At 39.9% G+C, this 21,539-nt stretch carries 15 protein-coding genes and 4 tRNA genes; 5 read left to right on the top strand and 14 right to left on the bottom strand.

Annotation, left to right across the window (positions count from 1 at the left end; all coding sequences use genetic code 11):
- Nucleotides 1-15: 15 nt before the first annotated feature.
- The 13 genes from rpoB to QOL76_RS16695 form a co-directional block, all read right to left on the bottom strand.
- On the bottom strand, nt 16-3,891 hold the full coding sequence (rpoB, locus tag QOL76_RS16755) for a DNA-directed RNA polymerase subunit beta (RefSeq protein WP_283414126.1): 3,876 nt from the start codon (nt 3,889-3,891) through the stop codon (nt 16-18).
- 156 nt (nt 3,892-4,047) lie between these two features.
- Nucleotides 4,048-4,428: a 50S ribosomal protein L7/L12 gene (rplL, locus tag QOL76_RS16750; RefSeq protein WP_057939465.1), complete on the bottom strand. Its 381-nt coding sequence runs from the start codon at nt 4,426-4,428 to the stop codon at nt 4,048-4,050.
- 42 nt (nt 4,429-4,470) lie between these two features.
- Nucleotides 4,471-5,013: a 50S ribosomal protein L10 gene (rplJ, locus tag QOL76_RS16745; RefSeq protein ID WP_283414125.1), complete on the bottom strand. Its 543-nt coding sequence runs from the start codon at nt 5,011-5,013 to the stop codon at nt 4,471-4,473.
- Between the two features lie 2 nt (nt 5,014-5,015).
- Nucleotides 5,016-5,714, bottom strand: a complete 699-nt coding sequence (gene rplA, locus QOL76_RS16740) for a 50S ribosomal protein L1 (protein WP_283414124.1) — start codon at nt 5,712-5,714, stop codon at nt 5,016-5,018.
- Nucleotides 5,715-5,724: 10 nt separating this feature from the next.
- The gene (gene rplK, locus QOL76_RS16735) at nt 5,725-6,168 is read right to left on the bottom strand and encodes a 50S ribosomal protein L11 (protein ID WP_091692127.1); all 444 of its coding nucleotides are present in this window, start codon (nt 6,166-6,168) and stop codon (nt 5,725-5,727) included.
- A gap of 3 nt (nt 6,169-6,171) precedes the next feature.
- Nucleotides 6,172-6,729, bottom strand: a complete 558-nt coding sequence (gene nusG / locus QOL76_RS16730; RefSeq protein WP_283414123.1) for a transcription termination/antitermination protein NusG — start codon at nt 6,727-6,729, stop codon at nt 6,172-6,174.
- An 18-nt stretch (nt 6,730-6,747) separates the two neighbouring features.
- A complete protein-coding gene (gene secE / locus QOL76_RS16725; RefSeq protein ID WP_086543367.1) occupies nt 6,748-6,936 on the bottom strand; it encodes a preprotein translocase subunit SecE in 189 nt (62 codons plus the stop codon).
- Nucleotides 6,937-6,952: 16 nt separating this feature from the next.
- A tRNA-Trp gene (locus QOL76_RS16720) sits at nt 6,953-7,026 on the bottom strand.
- A gap of 118 nt (nt 7,027-7,144) precedes the next feature.
- Nucleotides 7,145-8,332 (bottom strand): elongation factor Tu, encoded by a 1,188-nt coding sequence (gene tuf, locus QOL76_RS16715; protein ID WP_091692129.1) that lies wholly within the window; start codon nt 8,330-8,332, stop codon nt 7,145-7,147.
- A 63-nt stretch (nt 8,333-8,395) separates the two neighbouring features.
- A tRNA-Thr gene (locus QOL76_RS16710) sits at nt 8,396-8,467 on the bottom strand.
- 42 nt (nt 8,468-8,509) lie between these two features.
- Nucleotides 8,510-8,582, bottom strand: a tRNA-Gly gene (locus QOL76_RS16705).
- A gap of 158 nt (nt 8,583-8,740) precedes the next feature.
- Nucleotides 8,741-8,823: transfer RNA gene (locus tag QOL76_RS16700), tRNA-Tyr, on the bottom strand.
- A 148-nt stretch (nt 8,824-8,971) separates the two neighbouring features.
- Entirely contained in the window at nt 8,972-11,584 is a 2,613-nt protein-coding gene (locus tag QOL76_RS16695) for a M1 family aminopeptidase (protein WP_283414122.1), read from the bottom strand.
- 65 nt (nt 11,585-11,649) lie between these two features.
- Here QOL76_RS16695 and QOL76_RS16690 point away from each other — a divergent pair, with 65 nt between their 5' ends.
- From QOL76_RS16690 to frr, 3 genes are all read left to right on the top strand, one after another.
- A complete protein-coding gene (locus QOL76_RS16690; protein WP_283414121.1) occupies nt 11,650-12,144 on the top strand; it encodes an acyl-CoA carboxylase biotin carboxyl carrier protein subunit in 495 nt (164 codons plus the stop codon).
- A 292-nt stretch (nt 12,145-12,436) separates the two neighbouring features.
- Nucleotides 12,437-13,147: a UMP kinase gene (gene pyrH / locus QOL76_RS16685; protein WP_283414120.1), complete on the top strand. Its 711-nt coding sequence runs from the start codon at nt 12,437-12,439 to the stop codon at nt 13,145-13,147.
- Nucleotides 13,148-13,157: 10 nt separating this feature from the next.
- Nucleotides 13,158-13,718 (top strand): ribosome recycling factor, encoded by a 561-nt coding sequence (gene frr, locus QOL76_RS16680; RefSeq protein WP_283414119.1) that lies wholly within the window; start codon nt 13,158-13,160, stop codon nt 13,716-13,718.
- Between the two features lie 67 nt (nt 13,719-13,785).
- Here the strand turns inward: frr and QOL76_RS16675 are convergent, their stop codons facing one another.
- Nucleotides 13,786-16,434: a DUF5686 and carboxypeptidase regulatory-like domain-containing protein gene (locus QOL76_RS16675; RefSeq protein WP_283414118.1), complete on the bottom strand. Its 2,649-nt coding sequence runs from the start codon at nt 16,432-16,434 to the stop codon at nt 13,786-13,788.
- A 485-nt stretch (nt 16,435-16,919) separates the two neighbouring features.
- Between QOL76_RS16675 and QOL76_RS16670 the strand changes: the two genes are divergently transcribed.
- Nucleotides 16,920-19,904 carry a TonB-dependent receptor domain-containing protein gene (locus tag QOL76_RS16670; RefSeq protein WP_283414117.1) on the top strand — a complete coding sequence of 995 codons (2,985 nt, stop codon included), beginning with the start codon at nt 16,920-16,922 and terminating at the stop codon, nt 19,902-19,904.
- A gap of 19 nt (nt 19,905-19,923) precedes the next feature.
- Nucleotides 19,924-21,411 carry a RagB/SusD family nutrient uptake outer membrane protein gene (locus QOL76_RS16665; RefSeq protein ID WP_283414116.1) on the top strand — a complete coding sequence of 496 codons (1,488 nt, stop codon included), beginning with the start codon at nt 19,924-19,926 and terminating at the stop codon, nt 21,409-21,411.
- Nucleotides 21,412-21,539 lie beyond the last annotated feature (128 nt).

Raw genomic sequence — 21,539 nt, 5'->3', positions numbered from 1 at the left:
AGCCCATTCGCTTTATTAATCTAGGGTAATTTCAAGAGCCAAACCTCTTAATTCATGAACCAATACGTTGAATGATTCAGGAATATTAGGCTTAGGAAGGTTTTCACCTTTCACAATCGCTTCGTAAGCTTTTGCTCTACCAATTACGTCATCAGACTTCACTGTCAGGATTTCCTGAAGTACGTGTGATGCACCGAATGCCTCAAGTGCCCAAACTTCCATTTCTCCGAAACGCTGACCACCAAACTGGGCTTTACCACCCAATGGTTGCTGCGTGATCAATGAGTATGGACCGATTGAACGTGCGTGCATCTTATCATCTACTAAGTGACCAAGCTTCAGCATGTATGCGATACCTACTGTAATTGGCTGATCGAATTTCACACCAGAAAGTCCATCGTATAAGTAGGTACGACCATAAGCTGGCAGCCCTGCCAATTCCAATTCGTGAGATACTTCTTCCATGGAAGCACCATCAAAGATTGGAGTAGCATATTTCTTATCCAGTTTCTGACCAGCCCAAGCCAATACAGTTTCGAAGATCTGCCCGATGTTCATACGAGAAGGTACACCCAGTGGATTCAATACGATATCCATTGGAGTTCCATCCTCAAGGAACGGCATATCCTCGTCTCTTACGATTCTTGCTACTATACCTTTGTTACCGTGACGCCCCGCCATCTTATCACCAACTTTAAGCTTGCGCTTTTTAGCGATGTAAACTTTGGCAAGCTGTACGATACCTGCAGGAAGTTCGTCACCTACTTCAAGTGTAAATCTTTCACGCTTGAATGTACCTGCAATTTCATTTCTCGAATTAATGAAGTTTTTCACCAATTGAGCAATCAACTCATTGGTATGAGGATCATTGGTCCAATCGTCAAGAACGATGTCAGAAATAAGGTTAGCCTCTTCAGGAACATTGTAATTACTCTCATCTCTGTAAGGGTTCTTAGCAGGGAAAAGATTATTCTCAATATTCTTTTGGTTGAACTTCTGTCCTTTAGTGATAATCTCATCACCGAACTTATGCTTAACACCTTGAGAAGTTTTGCCATCAAGGATAGTCACCATCTTATTGATCATTCGAGCTCTGATACCCAAAAGATCTTTAGAATAGCGTGCTTTCAGTTTTTCAACCTCAGCTTTAGCCTTAGCTCTTACGTCTTTATCTTTTTTAGGTCTTGCGAAAAGCTTAGTCTCGATTACCACACCATTCAATGATGGTGAAGCTTTCAAGGAAGCATCTTTCACGTCACCAGCTTTATCACCGAAGATTGCTCTAAGCAACTTCTCTTCCGGAGTAGGGTCAGTTTCTCCTTTTGGAGTGATCTTACCTATGATGATATCGCCTTCTTTTACTTCAGCTCCAATCGCGATGATACCATGCTCATCAAGATTTTTAACTGCTTCTTCAGATACGTTAGGGATTTCAGAAGTCAATTCTTCCTCACCTCTCTTGGTATCTCGAACTTCCAATTGGAATTCTTCTACGTGGATTGAAGTAAAGATATCTTCTCTTACTACTCGCTCAGAGATTACGATCGCATCCTCAAAGTTATATCCTTGCCATGGCATGTAAGCCACTTTCAAGTTTTTACCAAGCGCTAGCTCACCGTTATTAGTAGAGTAACCTTCTACCAATACCTGACCTTTTTTCACCTTTTGGCCTTTAAGCACCAAAGGAGTCAAGTTGATAGTAGTATCTTGGTTAGTTCTTCTGAATTTAATTAGATCGTATGACTTATATTCATCCGTGAAATTCACCAGAAGCTCATCATCGCTGAGATCATACTTGATAACGATTTTCTTAGCATCCACATAATCTACAACACCACTTGCTTCCGCAATGATGAGAGATCTAGAGTCTACAGCTGCTTTTGCCTCAAGACCTGTACCTACGATAGGCGCTTCAGCTTTTAACAATGGTACTGCCTGACGCTGCATGTTGGATCCCATCAATGCACGGTTCGCATCATCATGCTCCAAGAAAGGAATCAAGGATGCCGCAACAGATACAATTTGGTTAGGAGCAACGTCCATGTAGCTAATTTCTGAAGGCTCCAATACTGGGAAGTCACCTTCAAATCTTGCTTTTACCTTCTCATTGATAAACTTACCGTTTTCGTCAAGCGGCGCATTTGCTTGGGCAATGTTGTGATCATCTTCTTCTTCAGCAGTAAGGAATAATACGTCCTCAGCTTTCATACTTGCCTTACCATCCTTCACCTTACGGTAAGGAGTCTCAAGGAAGCCCATTGAATTCACTTTAGCATGAACACAAAGGGAAGAAATCAATCCAATGTTTGGACCTTCTGGAGTTTCAATAGTACACAGACGACCGTAGTGCGTGTAGTGAACATCTCGAACCTCGAAACCTGCTCTTTCTCTGGATAGACCCCCTGGACCCAAAGCTGAAAGTCTTCTCTTGTGAGTCAACTCCGCCAATGGATTGGTTTGATCCATAAACTGAGAAAGTTGGTTTGTACCAAAGAATGAATTGATAACAGAAGAAAGTGTACGCGCATTGATCAAATCGACTGGTTTAAAGTCTTCATTGTCACGAACGTTCATTCTTTCACGGATCGTTCTGGCCATTCTAGCCAAACCTACACCGAATTGGCTGTAAAGCTGCTCGCCTACAGTTCTTACTCGTCTATTGCTTAAGTGATCAATATCATCGACTACAGCCTTAGAGTTGATCAATCCAATTAGGTATTTTACGATATTGATAATATCCTCCTTAGTAAGGACGATTTTCTCAGAATCGATGTCAAGACCTAGTTTTTTGTTGATTCTATAACGACCAACTTCACCAAGATCATAACGTTTGTCAGAGAAAAACAAACTATGAATTACCTCACGAGCGGTTGACTCATCAGGAGCTTCAGTATTTCTCAACTGACGATAGATAACTTCTACTGCCTCCTTCTCTGAGTTAGAGCTATCTTTTTGTAATGTATTATAGATGATAGAGTAATCAGCCACGTTTACATCTTCTCTATGGAGAATGATGCTCTTCGAGCCTGAATCCAAGATCATTTCAATGTCTTCGTCTGTAAGTACAGTATCACGCTCCAGCAATACCTCGTTTCTGTCGATAGAAACTACTTCACCAGTATCTTCATCAACAAAATCTTCTACCCAAGTTCTTAGAACCCTAGCAGCTAGCTTACGCCCAGCTACTTTTTTCATTGCTGTCTTAGTAGCGTTGACTTCCTCAGATAGTCCGAATAGATCTAGGATATCTTTATCAGAGCCATATCCTATAGATCTTAGCAATGTGGTTACTGGAAACTTCTTCTTACGGTCTATGTATGCATACATGACATTATTAATGTCCGTCGCAAATTCAATCCAAGAACCTTTGAAAGGGATAATTCTGGCAGAGTAAAGTTTCGTGCCATTTGTATGCTTGCTTTGAGCAAAGAATACACCTGGGGAACGGTGAAGTTGTGAAACAATAACTCTTTCAGCACCATTAATTACAAATGACCCCTTCTCGGTCATGTATGGAAGATTACCTAAGAATACTTCTTGCTCAATCGTTTCGAAATCTTCATTATCCTCGTCATGACAAAGTAATCTCAACTTTGCTTTCAACGGTACAGAGTAGGTCAAGCCACGGTCAATGCATTCGCCCACGGAATATTTGGGTGGATCTACTGCATAATCAATAAATTCTAGAGTGAAATTCTCTCTGGAATCACTGATTGGGAAGTTTTCTGCGAATACTTTAAATAAACCGTCTGCCCGGCGTTTTTCTGCAGGAGTATCCAGTTGAAAAAAGTCTTTAAAAGACTGCAACTGAATATCTAGAAAATCCGGATAGGTTTTGACCACCTTAATGGAGGAGAAACTTTTCCTTTCGGTTTGATTCTTGATAGCCAAGGTAGTGTATGTTTATGGTGAAATGTTTATATCGGAAAAATTATATTTCCGATTAGAATAATGCTAATTTGAACCTGTGCATAAACAGGAAAAGACCTGACTAAAATAGTCAGGTCTTAGGCTTGAACCCCAACCTAATAGTTGCGGTTCAGCAAATTATTTGATCTCTACTTCAGCACCAGCTTCTTCCAAAGACTTCTTCAAGCCTTCAGCTTCGTCCTTAGCCACGCCTTCTTTCAACGCTTTAGGAGCTCCGTCAACTAGTTCTTTTGCCTCTTTAAGACCAAGACCAGTCAATTCTTTTACAAGCTTAACAACTGCCAGTTTTGATCCACCAGCGGCTTTCAAGATCACGTCAAAAGTTGACTTCTCTTCTTCGGCTGCAGCTTCACCAGCACCAGCACCACCTGCAACAACTACTGCACCTGCAGCAGCTGGCTCGATGCCATACTGATCCTTAAGGATATCTGTCAATTCTTTAACCTCTTTTACAGTCAAGTTTACCAACTGATCTGCAAGTTGTGTAAGATCTGCCATTGTATTTGAAATTTAATATTTGTTTGAATGATTTTTTTAAACTTATTTTTCTTCTCTATCAGCAAGCGTACTAAGCACACCAGTAATATTGTTTTGGCCACTTTGCAATGCTGAAAGAAGGTTCATCGCTGGAGACTGTAGCAAGCTGATTAGATCGCCTAACAATTCCTCCTTTGACTTCAACTTAGATAACATTTCTAGGTTCTCTTCTCCGATGAAAATATCTGCATCGATAGAAGCGCCTTTGAATGCTGGCTTAGTTGCTTTTTTACCTAATTTTTTTCTAAAATCCAGCAATACATTTGCTGGAAGGTTACTCGTCTCTTTTGAGAATAAAATCCCAGAGAATCCTTTCAATGCTTTTTCTGATAATTCAGAGAAGTCAGCATCTAAATTTTCCAGTGCTTTAGTGACCAAGGTATTTTTGTACACTTTGTACTCAACACCTTTGTCAAAACAAGCTCTTCTGAAAGCATTCACTTGCGCTACGGTAAAACCAGAAGCATCAGTGATATAGAAGAAAGGGTTTTCCTTAAATTTCTCAGTAAGACCGTCGATTATTACTTTCTTTTCGTCTCTAGTCATGATTAAATTCCTTGAATGCTACCCTTGTCCACTGCTATCCCAGGAGACATTGTACTGGATAAATGAATACTCTTGAAATATGTTCCTTTAGAGGATGAAGGCTTTAGCTTAGAAATAGTAAGGATAAGTTCTTTTACATTTTCTTCAATCTGCTCCGCAGTGAAGGATGCCTTACCAATACCAGCGTGAATAATTCCAAATTTATCTACTTTGAAATCAATTTTACCAGCTTTTACTTCTCTTACTGCCTTAGCTACATCCAGAGTAACAGTTCCTGATTTAGGATTTGGCATAAGACCTCTTGGTCCTAATACTCTACCTAATCTACCTACTTTCGCCATTACGTTAGGCATAGTGATGATGACATCAATGTCAGTCCATCCGCCTTCAATTTTAGCTATATAGTCGTCCAAGCCTGCGTAATCTGCACCTGCTTCGGTTGCCTCTGCTATTTTGTCAGGAGTACAAAGAACCAATACTTTGATGTCTTTGCCAGTACCATGAGGAAGCGCAACAACGCCTCTTACCATTTGATCTGCTTTACGTGGATCTACACCCAAACGGATGTCAAGATCTACAGAAGCATCAAACTTCGTCATAGTAATATCCTTCACGATAGTAGAAGCTGCCTCCAGGGAGTACACTTGGCTTGGGTCGTACTTAGAAAGAGCTTCTTTTTGCTTTTTTGTTAACTTAGCCATTGTTTTTTATTTATACTTCCCAAGGGGCTTTTCCAGATACTGTGATTCCCATGCTTCTTGCTGTACCAGCTACCATTTTCATAGCAGACTCAACTTTGAAAGCATTAAGGTCAGGCATTTTTACCTCCGCTATCTCCTTAACCTGATCCCAGGTTACTGATCCTACCTTCTTACGGTTTGGTTCAGCAGATCCGCTTTTAATTTTCGCAGCCTCTAGCAACATGTTTGCTGCAGGAGGAGTTTTTACTACGAAGTCAAAAGACTTATCTGAGTAGATTGTAATCAATACAGGAAGCACTTGACCCATTTTATCTTGGGTACGTGCATTGTACTGCTTACAGAACTCCATTATGTTCAGACCCTTGGAACCAAGAGCTGGACCTACTGGAGGCGACGGGTTTGCCTGGCCACCTTTCACTTGTAGTTTTAAATAACCAGTGATTTCCTTAGCCATTGCTTAGTCTTGTTTTTCTACTTGTATAAAGTTTAATTCGACAGGAGTATTTCGGCCGAAGATCTTAACCATAACATTAAGTTTTTTCTTCTCCTCAAATATCTCCTCTATTGTTCCGGTAAATCCACTGAAAGGACCGTCCATTACTTTGACAGTCTCTCCGACTATAAATGGTGTATCCAGTTTCTCTGCGAACTCGTCAATCTCCTCAACCTTACCTAAAATACGGTTAATTTCTGACTGACGAAGTGGCTCAGGGGTTTTGGAAGCCCCGCCTGAGTTTGATCCTAAGAAACCGATTACTCCCGGAATACTTGTAATTACGTGATTGGCCTCACCATTGGAAAGATCCGCATTGACTAAAACGTAGCCAGGGAAGAAATTTCTTTCTCTAACTCGCTTTTTTCCGTTACGCATCTCATATACTTTCTCCGAAGGTATTAGGACTTCAGGAATAAAATCTCCAATTGCCTGTCTGGAAATTTCATTATCCAAATAGGTTTTAGTTTTTTTCTCCTGTCCCGCTACTACTCTGAGTACGTACCATTTATGTTCAGCCATTCTGTAATGTCAATTCAATTAGAATAAATCATAAAACCATTTCATGATGTTCTCGAACCCAAGATCTACCACGCCTATAAATAGGGCGAAGATCAAAGATGCTACTAACACCAATACTGCACTATTTTGAAGAAATGAAAATTTCGGCCATGTGACCTTATTTACCATCTCATCATAAGATTCTAGAACAAAGTTTTTCAGATTCATAGTGTACTTAACTTACTGGCACGGGCAGAGAGATTCGAACTCCCATCAACGGTTTTGGAGACCGCTATTCTGCCGTTGAACTATGCCCGTGTAAATGAACGCCCCGCTAATGGGAACGCAAAATTAGGTATTGATTACTAAAGAAACAAATGCGATCCCAAAATAATTTGAGATCGCATTGTAATACTAGTCAATCAGAGATTGATAATTAGTCAAGAATTTCAGTAACCTGACCAGCTCCTACAGTTCTACCACCCTCACGGATCGCAAAACGAAGACCTTTCTCAAGAGCAACTGCATTAAGCAAAGTTACTTCGATAGTCACGTTATCACCTGGCATTACCATTTCAACGTTCTCTGGAAGTTTGATCTCACCAGTTACATCTGTAGTTCTTAAGTAGAACTGTGGACGATATTTGTTGAAGAATGGAGTGTGACGTCCACCTTCTTCTTTAGAAAGAACGTAAACTTCAGCGTTGAAGTGAGAGTGAGGCTTAACAGATCCTGGCTTACAGATAATCATACCACGTTTGATTTGTGATTTTTCGATACCTCTTAGCAATAGACCAACGTTGTCACCTGCTTCACCTCTGTCAAGAATCTTACGGAACATCTCAACACCAGTAACTGTAGACTTAAGTCCTTCAGCACCCATACCGATAATGTCAACAGCTTCACCAGAGTTGATAACACCTCTTTCAATTCTACCAGTAGCTACAGTACCACGACCAGTGATCGAGAATACGTCCTCTACAGGCATCAAGAAGTCCTTATCAATTGCTCTTTCAGGAAGAGGGATATAAGAATCGACAGCATTCATCAATTCCATTACAGTTTCAACCCACTTTTCTTCACCGTTCAATGCACCAAGTGCTGAACCTGCGATTACTGGGATGTTGTCACCGTCGAATTCATAGAAAGAAAGTAGTTCTCTGATTTCCATCTCCACAAGCTCAAGAAGCTCAGGATCATCCACCATATCTACTTTATTCATAAATACTACTAGTTGAGGTACACCTACCTGACGAGCTAGAAGGATGTGCTCTCTAGTTTGAGGCATTGGTCCATCAGTAGCTGCTACTACTAGGATAGCGCCGTCCATTTGGGCAGCACCCGTTACCATGTTCTTAACGTAATCAGCGTGACCTGGACAATCTACGTGAGCGTAGTGTCTGTTTTCAGTTTGATATTCTACGTGAGAGGTGTTAATGGTGATACCTCTTTCTTTTTCTTCCGGTGCGTTATCGATAGAAGAAAAGTCTCTTAATTCAGATAGACCCTTACTAGCCAGTACGGTAGTGATGGCAGCAGTCAAAGTGGTCTTTCCATGATCTACGTGACCAATCGTACCGATATTAACGTGCGGCTTGGAACGGTCGAATTGTGCTTTTGCCATGCGTGAAAATCCTCAGTTTAAGTTTAAAGATATATTTAATTTTTTTTCTTATTAATCGAAATGAGCCAACGAGGGGATTTGAACCCCTGACCCCTTCCTTACCAAGGAAGTACTCTACCCCTGAGCTACGTCGGCTTAGACTCTTATGCTCCCCCGAGAACCCTCAGGGAAACAAAGAGCGGGAGACGAGGCTCGAACCCGCGACCTGCAGCTTGGAAGGCTGCCGCTCTACCAACTGAGCTACTCCCGCTTGTAATCTTTCGAGATGAAAACATCTCTGCCGCTCTACCTCTAAGTATTTAACCTTTCGGCTAGTACTCTGGAGAGCTACTTCCATATTAAGCTGGTCTTATCCAGACTTTTTCGCCCTGCAAAATTAGAAAAAAATTTCGCATTCAGACAATGGTGTGGGGGAAATAGGATTCGAACCTATGAAGACTTAAGTCAACGGATTTACAGTCCGTCCCAGTTGGCCGCTTTGGTATTCCCCCAACTAGCGCTACTTTTCAAACCTTTTCTCCGGCTTTCTTATCGTAACGGATGGCAAAATTAGAAGCTTTTATTAAAGATTCAAAACATGCATTTCAAATTTGATGAGGTTTTATTGAAATTATTTCCAAACAATTATAAATCAAGGCATTAATTTTCATCTTTCAGAGCTTCTAAAAAATATTGGTAATACTGAACCAAGTCGGTATCCTTTTCTAGTGATGCTGCTTCACTGATTTTTTTCAAAATCTCTGGGTCATCAGAAAAGCCTAACAACCCCTGAAAAGCCCCCAAACGAATATAGCTTCTCGAATCAGAAGCCATCCTCTGTAATAAGAAATCGACTGCATTATCCTCGCCCTCTTCAGGGAACCGGCTGAAATACTCTCCTAAATATCCAAGGAAATAATACAATCCCTCTCCTGAGATAGTGTTTGCCTTGTCGATAAACCAATCCCCTTTTCCAGGAATAGAATTAGTGATGTAGTAATCAGCTACAGGAATCACCATGCGATAGTTGATTTCGCTTGCATATCCTTCAATTACCGATGAATCTATAGCCTGCGACTCCATTGTTACAAGCCCCATCAAGGCAGAGCCTGCTACCAAATAAGAAGAATCCTTGGCAAGCTCTACAAAAGTGTCGTAATACTCATCCGGTGAAAATGCCGATAGAGCATCTAGTGCACCTGCTCTCACAGAATTTCTCGAATCATTTTTCGCAATTTGCAACACCTTTCTAGCCAGCTCTGGTGTATCCTCTAGCCATTCAGGATATCCTTGTATTATGGATAAAGCTGATTCCCTCACAGACCAAAATTCATCTTCAAGTGCAACAGGGATTATAGATTCTAATTCTGTAACTGCCTCCCATCTAGCTAAACTATCAAGCGCCTCATATCGAGCTATACCAAATTTTGAAGTTTGAAACTGCTCTCGCATCTGATTGGCATTTAATTCCATGGATTTGGCAGCAAGTATGTTTTTCTCTTCATCAATGAATAGCAAATGTATTGGCGCCTTATTCTCCAATGAAAATTGTTGAGAAGCTTTCGTAATCATGACACGTTTGCTATTCCTTTGTCCATCTAAATACCAACTCACCTCAAGAGGAATCTGATAAAGCGGTGTTTCATTCAAATTTTGAAGCTGCGAGACTGTAAATGAAATATTTTTTGGATCAGAATAATCCACTTCAAAATGAAGCTCTGGATGGCCTTTTGCTAGAAACCATTGGTTGAAAAACCAATTCAAGTCTTCTCCACATATTTTCTCAAAGGCCATTCGAAGATCATTGACCTCCACATTACCAAAAGCGTGCTTAGTCAGATAATAATTCAACCCTGCATAGAAAGCTTCCTTCCCTAGGTATTCCCGAAGCATATGGAGAATAGCTCCACCTTTTGAATAGCTATGAGAATCAAACATATCTTCTGCTTCCTGGTATTCAAATCGTATCAGCGGAACTTGCTTAATCAAGGCTTCCGTGAAATAACTTTCTGTTTCTGCTATCAGCTTAAGTTTTGCTTCATCTGCACCATATTTATACTCGTTCCACAGGAACTCACTGTAATTAGCAAAGCCTTCATTCAGGGTAAGATTTGCCCAGGATTCCATAGTCACATAATCCCCAAACCATTGATGAAACAACTCATGAGCGATGATGTAATCCATCTCAGAATCAATCGCCTCCCGTGCGGTTAGCCTTAGTTCCTCCATAAAAATAGACACCGTAGTGTTTTCCATTGCGCCTGACACAAAGTCACGGACAACTACCTGATCGTATTTAGGCCATGGATACCTCACTCCAAGTAATTCCGAAAAGAAATCAATCATTTCAGGGGTATTTTTAAATACCTTTTCAGCTCCCTTTTCATACCCTTTTTCTACGAAGTAACCCAAAGGGACATTCTCCCAATTAGCTTCAATCTTACCAAAATCACCTATAGCAAATGCCGACAAATAGGCTGAATGCGGAAGTTTCATTTCCCAATAATCCTTCCTCAACCCATTCCCCAAGTTGTCCTGCCTGATCAATTCACCATTGCCTACCGAAACCAACGAATCTGCAACTGTTAACTTTATCAACTGAGTAAATTTATCATTAGGAGAATCTATGGTAGGAAACCACTTCGAGTTATGTGCCGTCTCCCCCTGGGTCCAAATCATAGTGGGTGTGTTTGGAATGGTATCTAGAGGATCAATGAAATATAAACCTTTAGTATCCGTAATTGCCTCACTACCACCTCCTGCATTTCGTTCAGGAAAAGCAGTATACTTAATTGCTATTTGAAAAGTATCTGTATTAGCTAGTTCTCTTGGCAGATGAATTTGAATTTTTTCCTCATCATATCCGTAGTCTAACGACTGCCGCTTACCATCCTCTAAAAAAAACAATTCCTCAATTTCAAAATCCTGGGCATCAAGAAATAGTTCTTTTGTCGGATAGAAATAAGGTTTCATCGTAAGCAAAGCCTTACCTGAAACGGTTTGCTTTTGATAATCAAATGACAAGTCCAATTCAGTGTGTAGGATATCGAAAGTGGTTGTTGTCGAAGGCTGATAGGATTCGATAGCGAGTTCTTTTGCTTCAATAAGCGATCTAAAATCAATGCTGTCTGATTCCGCTACTTGGATTTCATTGCTGTCAAGATTAGAGACATCAACTGATTTACAGGATATGGTTAAAAAGAGAAAAAAAAATATTTGCAGGCTAGCCGAATACCAAGCTGGGCTTTGCTCTATTTCTTGGGAATGATTCATATTTTAAGCTAGGAAAAAGAGTCGGTTTTAGGGGAAATTGTATATTCGACTTCAAATTAACATGAATGTTTACAGTTACAATCCAAAATAAAACCTATTCGGTTGAAAAAACCGATGCGGCCATTCAAGTAAATGGCAAATCAATACCATGGGATCTTCAGAGGATCTCAGAGCGAAAGATTCACTTGATTTCTGAAAACAAATCTATTGAAGCTGAATTGATCTCTATTGAGAAGGCAACAAAAACTATCCAAATCAAACTAGGAAATAAGATCTCGAGTATTCAGCTCAAGGACAGATTTGATCTGCTTTTGGAACAAATGGGTATGAACAACTTAGCTTCACAGGCATTGAAGGAAATAACAGCTCCTATGCCTGGCCTTATCTTGGATCTAAAAGTAAAGCCCGGAGATGAAGTCAAAAAAGGTGACGTTGTTTTGATTCTGGAGGCAATGAAAATGGAAAACATCCTAAAATCACCTGGAGACGGGATTGTGAAGGCTGTTAAAGTCTCACTCAACCAAAGTGTAGAAAAAAAGCAAGTCTTGATTCAATTTTAGCTTTTAAGCCTAGCATAATGAATTGAAGAAATTATATTTGTCGGATTATTTTGTGCAAATCGAGTTATGCCCGATTCCTTTTCAGTGTATTTGCTAAAGCTTTTTAGCCCTTCCCTGAAAAATAAAGAGCCTCAAATAATCGCGACTTTAGCGAAAACAAACTTCTAAAAATCAACACCAATCAAATGGAATCAAGCATGACTCAGGAATTACTAACTGGGGAGATTTAAAAAAACATGTGAGATTCTCCCGATAGCTATTGGGATGGTCATATAAAACCAATTATAAACCGATGAAATACAAGAGAATACTGCTCAAACTCAGTGGAGAAGCGCTAATGGGTGATAAGAGTTACGGCATAGATCCAGTTAGACTTCAACAATACACTCAGGAGATCAAAAAAGTCCATGACATGGGGGTAGAAGTAGCTATTGTAATCGGAGGTGGAAATATTTTTAGGGGCGTGCAAGCCGAAAAATCGGGAATAGATAGAGTTCAGGGTGATTACATGGGCATGCTTGCTACATTGATCAATGCTATGGCACTACAAAGTGCTCTTGAGCAAGGTGGAATGTACACTCGACTTATGTCTGGTATCAAAATAGAAAGCGTCTGCGAACCATTTATCCGTAGGAGAGCAATTCGCCATTTGGAAAAAGGCCGTATTGTAATTTTTGGTGCCGGTATTGGTAACCCTTATTTCACAACTGATTCTACTGCTAGTTTAAGAGCGATTGAAGTAGAAGCAGACATTGTATTGAAAGGAACCCGAGTAGATGGTGTGTATACAGCTGATCCAGAAAAAGATTCAACAGCCACAAAATATAAAACTATTTCGTTTCACGAAGTGTACGAAAAGAACCTTAACGTCATGGATATGACTGCCTTTACACTTTGTCAGGAAAACAACTTACCAATTATTGTTTTTGACATGAATGTGGCAGGAAACCTCAGCAAATTGGTACAAGGCGAAGAAATTGGTACTTTGATCACTTCTCTATAAGCTAACAATCATGGAAGAAATCGAATTATACTTAGACGAAGCAAAAGAATTAATGCAGAAAGCGGTGGATCATACTGCTGCTGAACTTTTAAAAATACGTGCAGGCAAAGCCATGCCTAATCTATTGGATGGGATCATGGTTCAATATTATGGAGCAAATACTCCTTTGAATCAAGTATCCTCAGTCAATACACCTGATGCTCGTACGTTATCCATCAAGCCATTTGAGCGCTCGATGATTTCAGAAATTGAAAAGGCAATTATCAACTCGGACCTTGGGCTAGCTCCTCAAAACAATGGAGAAGTGATCATTTTGACTATTCCCGCGCTTACTGAGGAAAGACGTATTTCTCTTGTCAAGCAGGCAAAGCACGAATGTGAAGGAGGAAAAATCTCTCTTAGAACTGTTCGAAAAGATATCAATGATGAGTTGAAAAAACTTCAAAAAGATGGTGCAGCTGAGGATGAAATCAAAAGAGCTGAAGATGTAGTTCAAAAGCTAACTGATCAATATTCTGCTAAAATAGATGAGCTTCTAGCTAAAAAAGAAGTAGACATTATGAAAGTCTGATGCTTCAAATCATCAACAGAAAAAGCCCGGGAATCCGGGCTTTTTCTGTTTCAAACCACTTTATATTCTAGTTTATATTGATAAACGTTGCCACTCCAAGTCTCACTCCACCACGCAGGAATTTCGCATCTTCAAAGCCTGCTCCCAATTCCACACGGAATATCCTGAATAGATTATCCAAGGAATATCCTACTTCCCAGTAATTCGGAGAGTTGTCTGTCTTTAAATAATTGAAGAAGATGTTTTCTCTCACTCCAGAGAACCTAAGCATTGGCAATTGGGTGAAAATAAATTTCCTGAATTGGTAATGAACTATGCCTGAAAAGTACTTAGAATTGGTACTGTACTTATAATAATCCATAAAACGATAATTAGAAGCAGGTCCAAAATTGGAAAATATAGTACGGTTGCCTCCGAAATGCTGAAAATCAGGGAAGTAAACTTGATCATTTGACAAAAAGACTCCTGCAGAAAGATTGAAATCCAGCTTACCACTCACTCCAAAAGTGTAATCATGTTGAATTCCGACCTCCACGTGATCAAAATCAGCTGCAGTCCCCTCACTATTTATGCCACCAAACGCTTTATTATAAGTTAATTTTATCAATGGGGATCGATTGGTGATCCTATACTTTCGGCCATTCCTTATACCATATTTTACGCCTGGATACCATTCCATTTCAGCGTTCAGTTTCAAAATATCATGATCGGAAAATGAACCCGAGTTTGTCTCTACATTTTCTGGCTGATTTGGCGAATAAGCTCGTTCTGGCTTGTTGTAAAAACTATAATTGTTTGTATTGAACAGTTCGGTACGATGAGCATAAGTCATATTTACACGATAGGTAATCCCACCATTGACCCGATGCGCCCAATAAACCTGGGCAAAATCCTGCTCATATAATTTCATGTAATTTTGCCTGAAAAGCAGAGAATATACAGCGTTTACTTGTTCGTTGATAGGTTCACCACCGTTAAACTGATAGATATACCTTCCCCCCTTCAGCCCGAAGGTGGTGCCAGATAAATTCAGGGTACTTGACCATCGAAAATCTACTTTTCCATAGAAACGATTGCTGGAAAAACCATAGCGGAGTTCAGGCTCAATATTAAAGCTCTTTCTTAGGATACTCACACTATCTGCCGCCTTGGTAATTTTCTCTTTTCTGTAAAATAGTCCCATACCAAGCTTCGCTCCTTCCACTGTATTAAAAGAAATCTTAGTCCAATTTTGCTTAAATCCAATCGAAGCTCCCTTCCCTAAATTATAGGTGGCCCCATTCATAAAGTCTAGTGGTTTATATTTACTCCTAGCTTTTTTAGCGACCGAATCCACGTCACTCATTTTGGCTACCTCCACGGTGGCCAAGCTATCATCCCGCTGATAGCCTTGGATCTCACTTTCAGTCAGCGGAACAGGGCGTATACTATCCCAGTAGGCCTGATTATACTTTTTGGCCATAGAGTCTACTTCGTAATAACTCTCCTCGATCACCTGAGGCTCATCCTGCTCTTTCAGGGATTCTTTTTCATATTCATTTAGTAGCTTTCTATATTCCTTCCGCGTTTTAGGCTCCTCCTTCGCTAATTGCTCCAACGCAGAAACAGACTTTTTAAACCCAACTGCTTCCTCTGGCACTTCCTGCACTTTTTCATCTATGATTTCGGGGACTACTTCCAGATCAGGATTCAATTCTATCTCATATTCCCGAGTGGAAGCTAGGTATTTGAAATTCCCTTCGAAACCAAAAATTTTACCTCCAAAATCATAGGTATGTGTCAAAGGCATCCAAACATTCTCAGCAACAGGAGCATACTGTTGCTTTGCCGTAATCTGAAAGCCCAATAAGGAAGTTTGCAGATTCAAACTGTGAATCGCCCATAAATCTTCAATAATATAAATGTAGCCTTCGAATACTTGCTCTCCTCTTGACCTTGGAGTGACTTTAATCTTACTTACCAATACGTCTTGATCAAAAAAACTTCCTTCATAACGAAACTTGTAATAGACAAATGCAGACCGGGAAAGAGGTGAAATGATCCCATTTATTTTCTCCTGATAGAACGTAGTTTGAATGTATGGTGCAGGAGAAGTGGATTGATTATCTCCGTTAGTTCGAATAGAGATTACCTTTTCTTCTACTTTGTTTGGCTGAGTGAAGGTGATTCTAGAAACTGACTCTGAGGTATATGCCTCATTGAGTTTGAATCCCTCTTTTTCAATGGTTTTTCTCAGGAAAAAAGGAGCATCGGTCAGCTTCCCTGTACCTTTGAGATAGACCGTCATGCTATATTTTTGAATTTGTAACCGATGGTACTTCGCTTTTGCGATTGCTTTTCGCATAATAGTCAAAGCTGGATCTTCCGCTCCGGCCCTTACTTCTACTTCAGCTAGCGTATATTCCTGGGGCTCCATTACAAAGTCTTTTGTAATCCATTCATCGGTCACGATGATAGTCTCCAATTGAGATTTGTACCCAAGGTATTGGACCAGTACATCGTAAACTCCTTTTGGAAGTTTGTATTCGTAGCTACCCTCTTCATTGGTGGGTACGCCGTCACCCAAATTTCGAATATAGACTGATGCATAAGCGAGTGGTTCTCCATCTGAAGTCCGCACTTTTCCTTTGATACCTTGGGCCAGAGAGCTAGCGCAAAACAGTAACGCTGAAAGAGACATTCCCAAGGAAAGAATGAATTGAAATTGTTTCCTCATAAAAGTTGGTTTATAGCTAAAGATAATCAGCTTTTCAAACACTGCATTTTTATGGCAATTCTTTTAAGATGAATTAGCAGGACCATACTACACCGATTGCCAAGTTCTCGAGTTCATAAAGCACTCAACAGCTTTAAACTAACCCTAATTTTTTAACTGCAAAAACCAGGTTTCTTAATTTTTTTAGTTAAGTCAGGCTGAAAAAAAATCCCGGATTGGGGCACAGAAATTTTATTTCATTTTTTTAAAAAAAACTCAAAATCATGACAATTCGAAAAAGGAAAACGATTTCCATTGAAAATATGATAGGCGGATTTTATTATTTCTATAAAATCAATAATTAAAACAATATTCCGTTAAATCATGTTTTACAGATCTAGAATTCGAAAAAATTCAAAAATTGCAAATTTAAAATTATTACCACACTTTCGGACTGAAATATAAAATGCCCTTTTTATTTCTAGATCAATTAACAACCAAACCGTATGAGAAACTATTTACTAAAACAAAAGACGTTTCTACTTGCTATAGCGCTAGTCTTCTGCGCTACTCTAGTAGCAAACGCCCAGAGCAGAACTGTGACAGGAACTGTCATGGATCCGCTACTTGGAGAGTCTATTCCTGGGGCGACTGTACTGATTAAAGGTACTACTCGTGGAACAGCTACTGATTTAGACGGGAAATTTTCCCTGGACCTGCAAGCAGGAGATCAAATTCTAGTTATTTCTTTCATAGGTTATACACCGCAAGAAGTAGAAATTGGAAATCGGACTAACATTATTATCAACTTAGAAGAGGATATTCAAAGCCTTGAAGAAGCGGTAGTAATCGGGTACGGTACTCAAGACAAAAAAGAAATCACTTCGGCAGTAGTAGCTGTGAAGCCTGAGGACTTCAACAAAGGAAACGTATCAAACCCAGCCCAACTACTCCAAGGTAAAGTAGCTGGATTATCAATCACCAGACCAGGTGGAAACCCAAATTCTGGTTTCAATGTGCGTCTACGTGGTTTGTCAACATTCGGAGCTAACTCATCTCCATTAATTGTATTGGATGGTGTTATCGGTGCTTCATTGGACAATGTGGATCCTAATGACATCCAATCAATCGATGTATTGAAGGACGGTTCAGCAGCGGCAATCTATGGAGCTAGAGGTTCTTCGGGGGTAATTTTGATTACAACCACAAAAAAGAATCCTAAAGACGGAAGAGTAAATGTTGCTATCAACGCTTTTGGCACTATGGATCAGGCGACAAACCTTATCCCAGTTCTCTCAGCAGAGGAATTCGTAGCTAGAGGTGGGACAGATTTCGGAAGTAATACAGATTGGAGAAATGAATTAATTGACAATGCTTACTCTTACACTACCAATGCAAGTGTATCAGGTGGCTTCAATAACACCAACTATATGGCTGCTGTCAATTACCGAGATAATCAAGGAATCGTAAATGGCGTAGCAAATAAGAGACTAAACACACGTCTCAACCTCTCACAAGGTGCGCTAGATAACAGGCTAAGATTGAATGCCAACTTGTCTTTTACTAACGTAGACAGGGAGTCAATCAATGATGCCGCTTTCAGATATGCAACACTGTATAATCCTACTGCGCCAATTTTCGAAAATACGCAAGATGCTGAAGAGCGATTTGGTGGTTATTTCCAAAGAGATTTATTTGATTTCTTCAACCCTGTAGCTTTAGCAAATCAGCAGAAGTTCGTAAGTGAGACAAAGTCGGCACTCGTTTCATACAGAGCTGAATTCGACATTTTGACGAACCTAACTATTTCTGCACAATACTCTCAGGATAGAAGCAACACGCTTTCTGGTGATTTCTGGTCAAGATTAGATTATAACGTAGGACTTGGAACCGGTGGATCGGCTCAAAGAAGAACAAATGATAGAGTGCAAAAAATCTTTGAATCTACCCTTCGTTATGAACTTGACCTTATGGATGGTCTTAACATGACATTATTAGGCGGCGTAGCGACTCAGTCCACCAAAAATCAAGGTTTCAATGCAAGAGTTAAGCAGTATCTATTTGATTTAGGGTGGGACAACTTAGGAGCTGGCTCTATTCGTCTTGGCAATAGCACTGAGATTGCCTCTTACGCCAATGAAGATCAGTTAAATTCTCTTTTTGGTAGAGCTAATTTCAATTTGAACAACCAGTTCTTTCTTTCTGCTTCTGTAAGAGCTGAAACATATTCTGGATTTGGAGCAAATAATCAGACAGGTGTTTTTCCTGCGGTCAGCTTAGGATCTGATTTTACCCAAGTATTTGACATGGGAGTTTTCAGCCAGTTTAAGCCTAGAGCTTCCTTCGGGATCACGGGTAATCTTCCCCCTTCTCCTACTTTGGCCTTGGGTGTTTATGGCAACGGTAACAGAGTTGACCTAGATGGAGATCCATTGACTCAAAATGATGTGTTTGTAGGAATCGTACAAAACTCAAATCCAAACAAGGATTTGAAGTGGGAGACTAAACAAGAATTAAACTTTGGTTTGGACTTCGGAATATGGAATAATAAGTTGACAGGTAGTATGGATTATTACATCAGGAATATTTCTGACCTACTATTTAATGTACCAGTAGCAACAGGGGCTCCTAACCCATTTGATCCAGGAAGATTCAATACTGCATCTTCGACATGGGTGAATCTTGCCGATTTAAGAGCCGCAGGATTTGAATTTGCATTAAGCGCAAATGATGTTTCCTTAGGAGCTATCAAATGGCAACCAAGTGTAAACTTTACACTTTATGACAAAACAACAATTGAAAGTTTATCTGCAGGCGACCTAGGTTTTGACGAGCTTAGATTCGCTACTCCAGGTGCACCAGGACAGAATAACAACCCAATCGTTTACAACAGAGTAGGACAAACTTTAGGGGATTTCTACGGTCCTGTATTGGAAGGTTTAACTGAAGATGGTCAATATATCCTTTCAACTACAGACCCAAATGAATTCCAAAAACTTGGAAATGGACTACCTAAGGGTGAGTTCGGTGTAGCAAACAATTTCGTATATGGAGGTTGGAACTTGAGTTTCTTCTTAAGAGGAGCATGGGGTCATGATCTTTATAATTCTTACAGAGGTTTCTATGAAAACCAAGATGCATCTTCTAACACTTGGAACTCTGTAATTACTGATAAAACTCCAGTGGTGACTTCCACACCTACGTTCAACAGTTCATACATTGAAAATGCATCCTTCATCCGTTTGGACAACATGGAATTGGGATACAATTTCAAAACACCTTCACAAAACCTGAATTCATTCCGAGTGTATTTTGCGGCGCAAAATTTATTCACAATTACGGGTTATACAGGTATAGATCCTGAAGTTAGGATCACTGACTCTGAAAATGGCGATGGCTTTACCACTTCATTATCTCCAGGTCTGGAGCGTAGAAACACCTACTTCCAGACGAGGTCATTCACTTTAGGTGTATCTCTTAATTTCAAATAATTAATTTAAAAACAGAGACATGTTAAAATATATAAGTAAAATCTGTCTATTGGTTCCAGCGCTTTTCTTGCTGGGATCATGCTGGGAACTAGAGCAAGAAGTACTTGACGGTGTGACTCCAGAAGATGTAGCAAACAGCAACAATCCTCAGCTAATAGAGGTACTTAAAGCTTCTGCTTACTCCAGAATTGTGGGGAGCTGGGGTGGTCATAATAGTATTTGGTCTATCAATGAAGTCGCTTCTGATGAAATGGCTATTCCTCAAAAAGGTCCGGATTGGGAGGATGGTGGTATTTGGTTGAGAATGCACAGACATACGTGGGGTACTTCAGAAGACGCATTCAATAACTCCTGGAATTATTGCTTCACGGCGATTGGAGAAATCAACAACTTGATTATTTCATTTCCAGATGTTGAACTTCTGGTAGCTGAACTTAAGGTATTGAGAGCACTTCCATACCTGTGGTTATTAGATTCGTTTGGTAATGTCCCTATCATCACAGAGGAGTCAACTGGCGGAAACCCGACTAATAATTCTCGTCAAGAGGTATTTGATTTTATTGAGAAATCAATTTTGGATAACATCGCGCTACTTCCTAAGGAAGACACGAGAACTACCTTGAATTATTATTCTGCCAATGCGATGCTTGCTAAGCTGTACTTGAATGCAGAAATATACACAGGAACGGCGAGATGGGCTGATGCTGAAAAAGCTGCAAATGAAGTTATTTCTGGTCCATATTCTCTTACCTCTAACTTCTTTTCAAACTTTGCGACAAGAAATAGCGGTTCCACTGAAAACATTCTCACCCTTCCGTACGATGAGAATAATGCTGCAGGATTTAACCTGGCTATGATGACCTTGCACTATTTGAATCAAAACACATTTGATCTAAGCGCACAGCCTTGGAATGGTTATGCTTCTCTCGAAGAATTCTACAATAACTTCGATGACAATGATGTTAGAAAGCAAAGTTTCATAGCTGGTCCTCAATTCTCTTCTGATGGATCTCGTTTAGAGGATCTTTCTTTTGAAGCTACGGATCCTGATGGAGCACCATTAACCTTCACTCCTCAAATCAACATGCTTGCTCCAAATGCTTTAAGACAAGCTGGTGTTAGAGTAGGGAAATTTGAATTCGCTCCTGGAGCAGGACAGGAATTGAGTAATGATTATCCACTATTCCGTTTGGCTGATATGATTTTGATTAAATCAGAAGCTGCTTTTAGACAAGGAAAAGTTGCTGAATCATTGGATGCATTGAACCAAGTAAGAACAAGAGCAGGTCTTGACCCATTAACAGAAATTACTTTAGATGCGATCTATGATGAAAGAGGATTCGAAATGTTTGCTGAAGCGAGCAGAAGAACAGATATGATACGATTTGGTAAGTTTGGCCAAGCATGGTGGGAAAAAGGAGCTTCTGAATCTTTCAGAAATATCTTCCCTATTCCACTTCAGCAGATCAATGCCAACCCTAATCTTGTACAGAACCCAGGTTATTAAATAACCCTTATTTGATAGTATTAAAAGGAAGTGCAACTACTGCACTTCCTTTTTTCACTTAAATTGCCAAGCAAATTCTTACTGGTTTAAAGATTGAAATCTCCGGATATCCCAAATTCAATTATTTA

The sequence above is a fragment of the Algoriphagus winogradskyi genome (assembly GCF_900182815.1).
In the GTDB taxonomy this organism is placed as follows: domain Bacteria; phylum Bacteroidota; class Bacteroidia; order Cytophagales; family Cyclobacteriaceae; genus Algoriphagus; species Algoriphagus winogradskyi.
The sequence above is the reverse complement of the archived record's forward strand: the minus strand, read 5'-3'. Positions and strand labels throughout refer to the sequence as shown.

Excerpts from the sequence above, each read along its gene's own strand:
- QOL76_RS16690 (WP_283414121.1), top strand. The coding sequence starts at position 11,650 with ATGTTTACAGTTACAATCCAAAATAAAACCTATTCGGTTGAAAAAACC.
- pyrH (WP_283414120.1), top strand. The coding sequence starts at position 12,437 with ATGAAATACAAGAGAATACTGCTCAAACTCAGTGGAGAAGCGCTAATG.
- QOL76_RS16695 (WP_283414122.1), bottom strand. The coding sequence starts at position 11,584 with ATGAATCATTCCCAAGAAATAGAGCAAAGCCCAGCTTGGTATTCGGCT.
- QOL76_RS16665 (WP_283414116.1), top strand. The coding sequence starts at position 19,924 with ATGTTAAAATATATAAGTAAAATCTGTCTATTGGTTCCAGCGCTTTTC.
- frr (WP_283414119.1), top strand. The coding sequence starts at position 13,158 with ATGGAAGAAATCGAATTATACTTAGACGAAGCAAAAGAATTAATGCAG.
- tuf (WP_091692129.1), bottom strand. The coding sequence starts at position 8,332 with ATGGCAAAAGCACAATTCGACCGTTCCAAGCCGCACGTTAATATCGGT.
- nusG (WP_283414123.1), bottom strand. The coding sequence starts at position 6,729 with ATGGCTGAACATAAATGGTACGTACTCAGAGTAGTAGCGGGACAGGAG.
- rplJ (WP_283414125.1), bottom strand. The coding sequence starts at position 5,013 with ATGACTAGAGACGAAAAGAAAGTAATAATCGACGGTCTTACTGAGAAA.
- QOL76_RS16670 (WP_283414117.1), top strand. The coding sequence starts at position 16,920 with ATGAGAAACTATTTACTAAAACAAAAGACGTTTCTACTTGCTATAGCG.
- rplK (WP_091692127.1), bottom strand. The coding sequence starts at position 6,168 with ATGGCTAAGGAAATCACTGGTTATTTAAAACTACAAGTGAAAGGTGGC.
- secE (WP_086543367.1), bottom strand. The coding sequence starts at position 6,936 with ATGAATCTGAAAAACTTTGTTCTAGAATCTTATGATGAGATGGTAAAT.
- rplA (WP_283414124.1), bottom strand. The coding sequence starts at position 5,714 with ATGGCTAAGTTAACAAAAAAGCAAAAAGAAGCTCTTTCTAAGTACGAC.
- QOL76_RS16675 (WP_283414118.1), bottom strand. The coding sequence starts at position 16,434 with ATGAGGAAACAATTTCAATTCATTCTTTCCTTGGGAATGTCTCTTTCA.
- rplL (WP_057939465.1), bottom strand. The coding sequence starts at position 4,428 with ATGGCAGATCTTACACAACTTGCAGATCAGTTGGTAAACTTGACTGTA.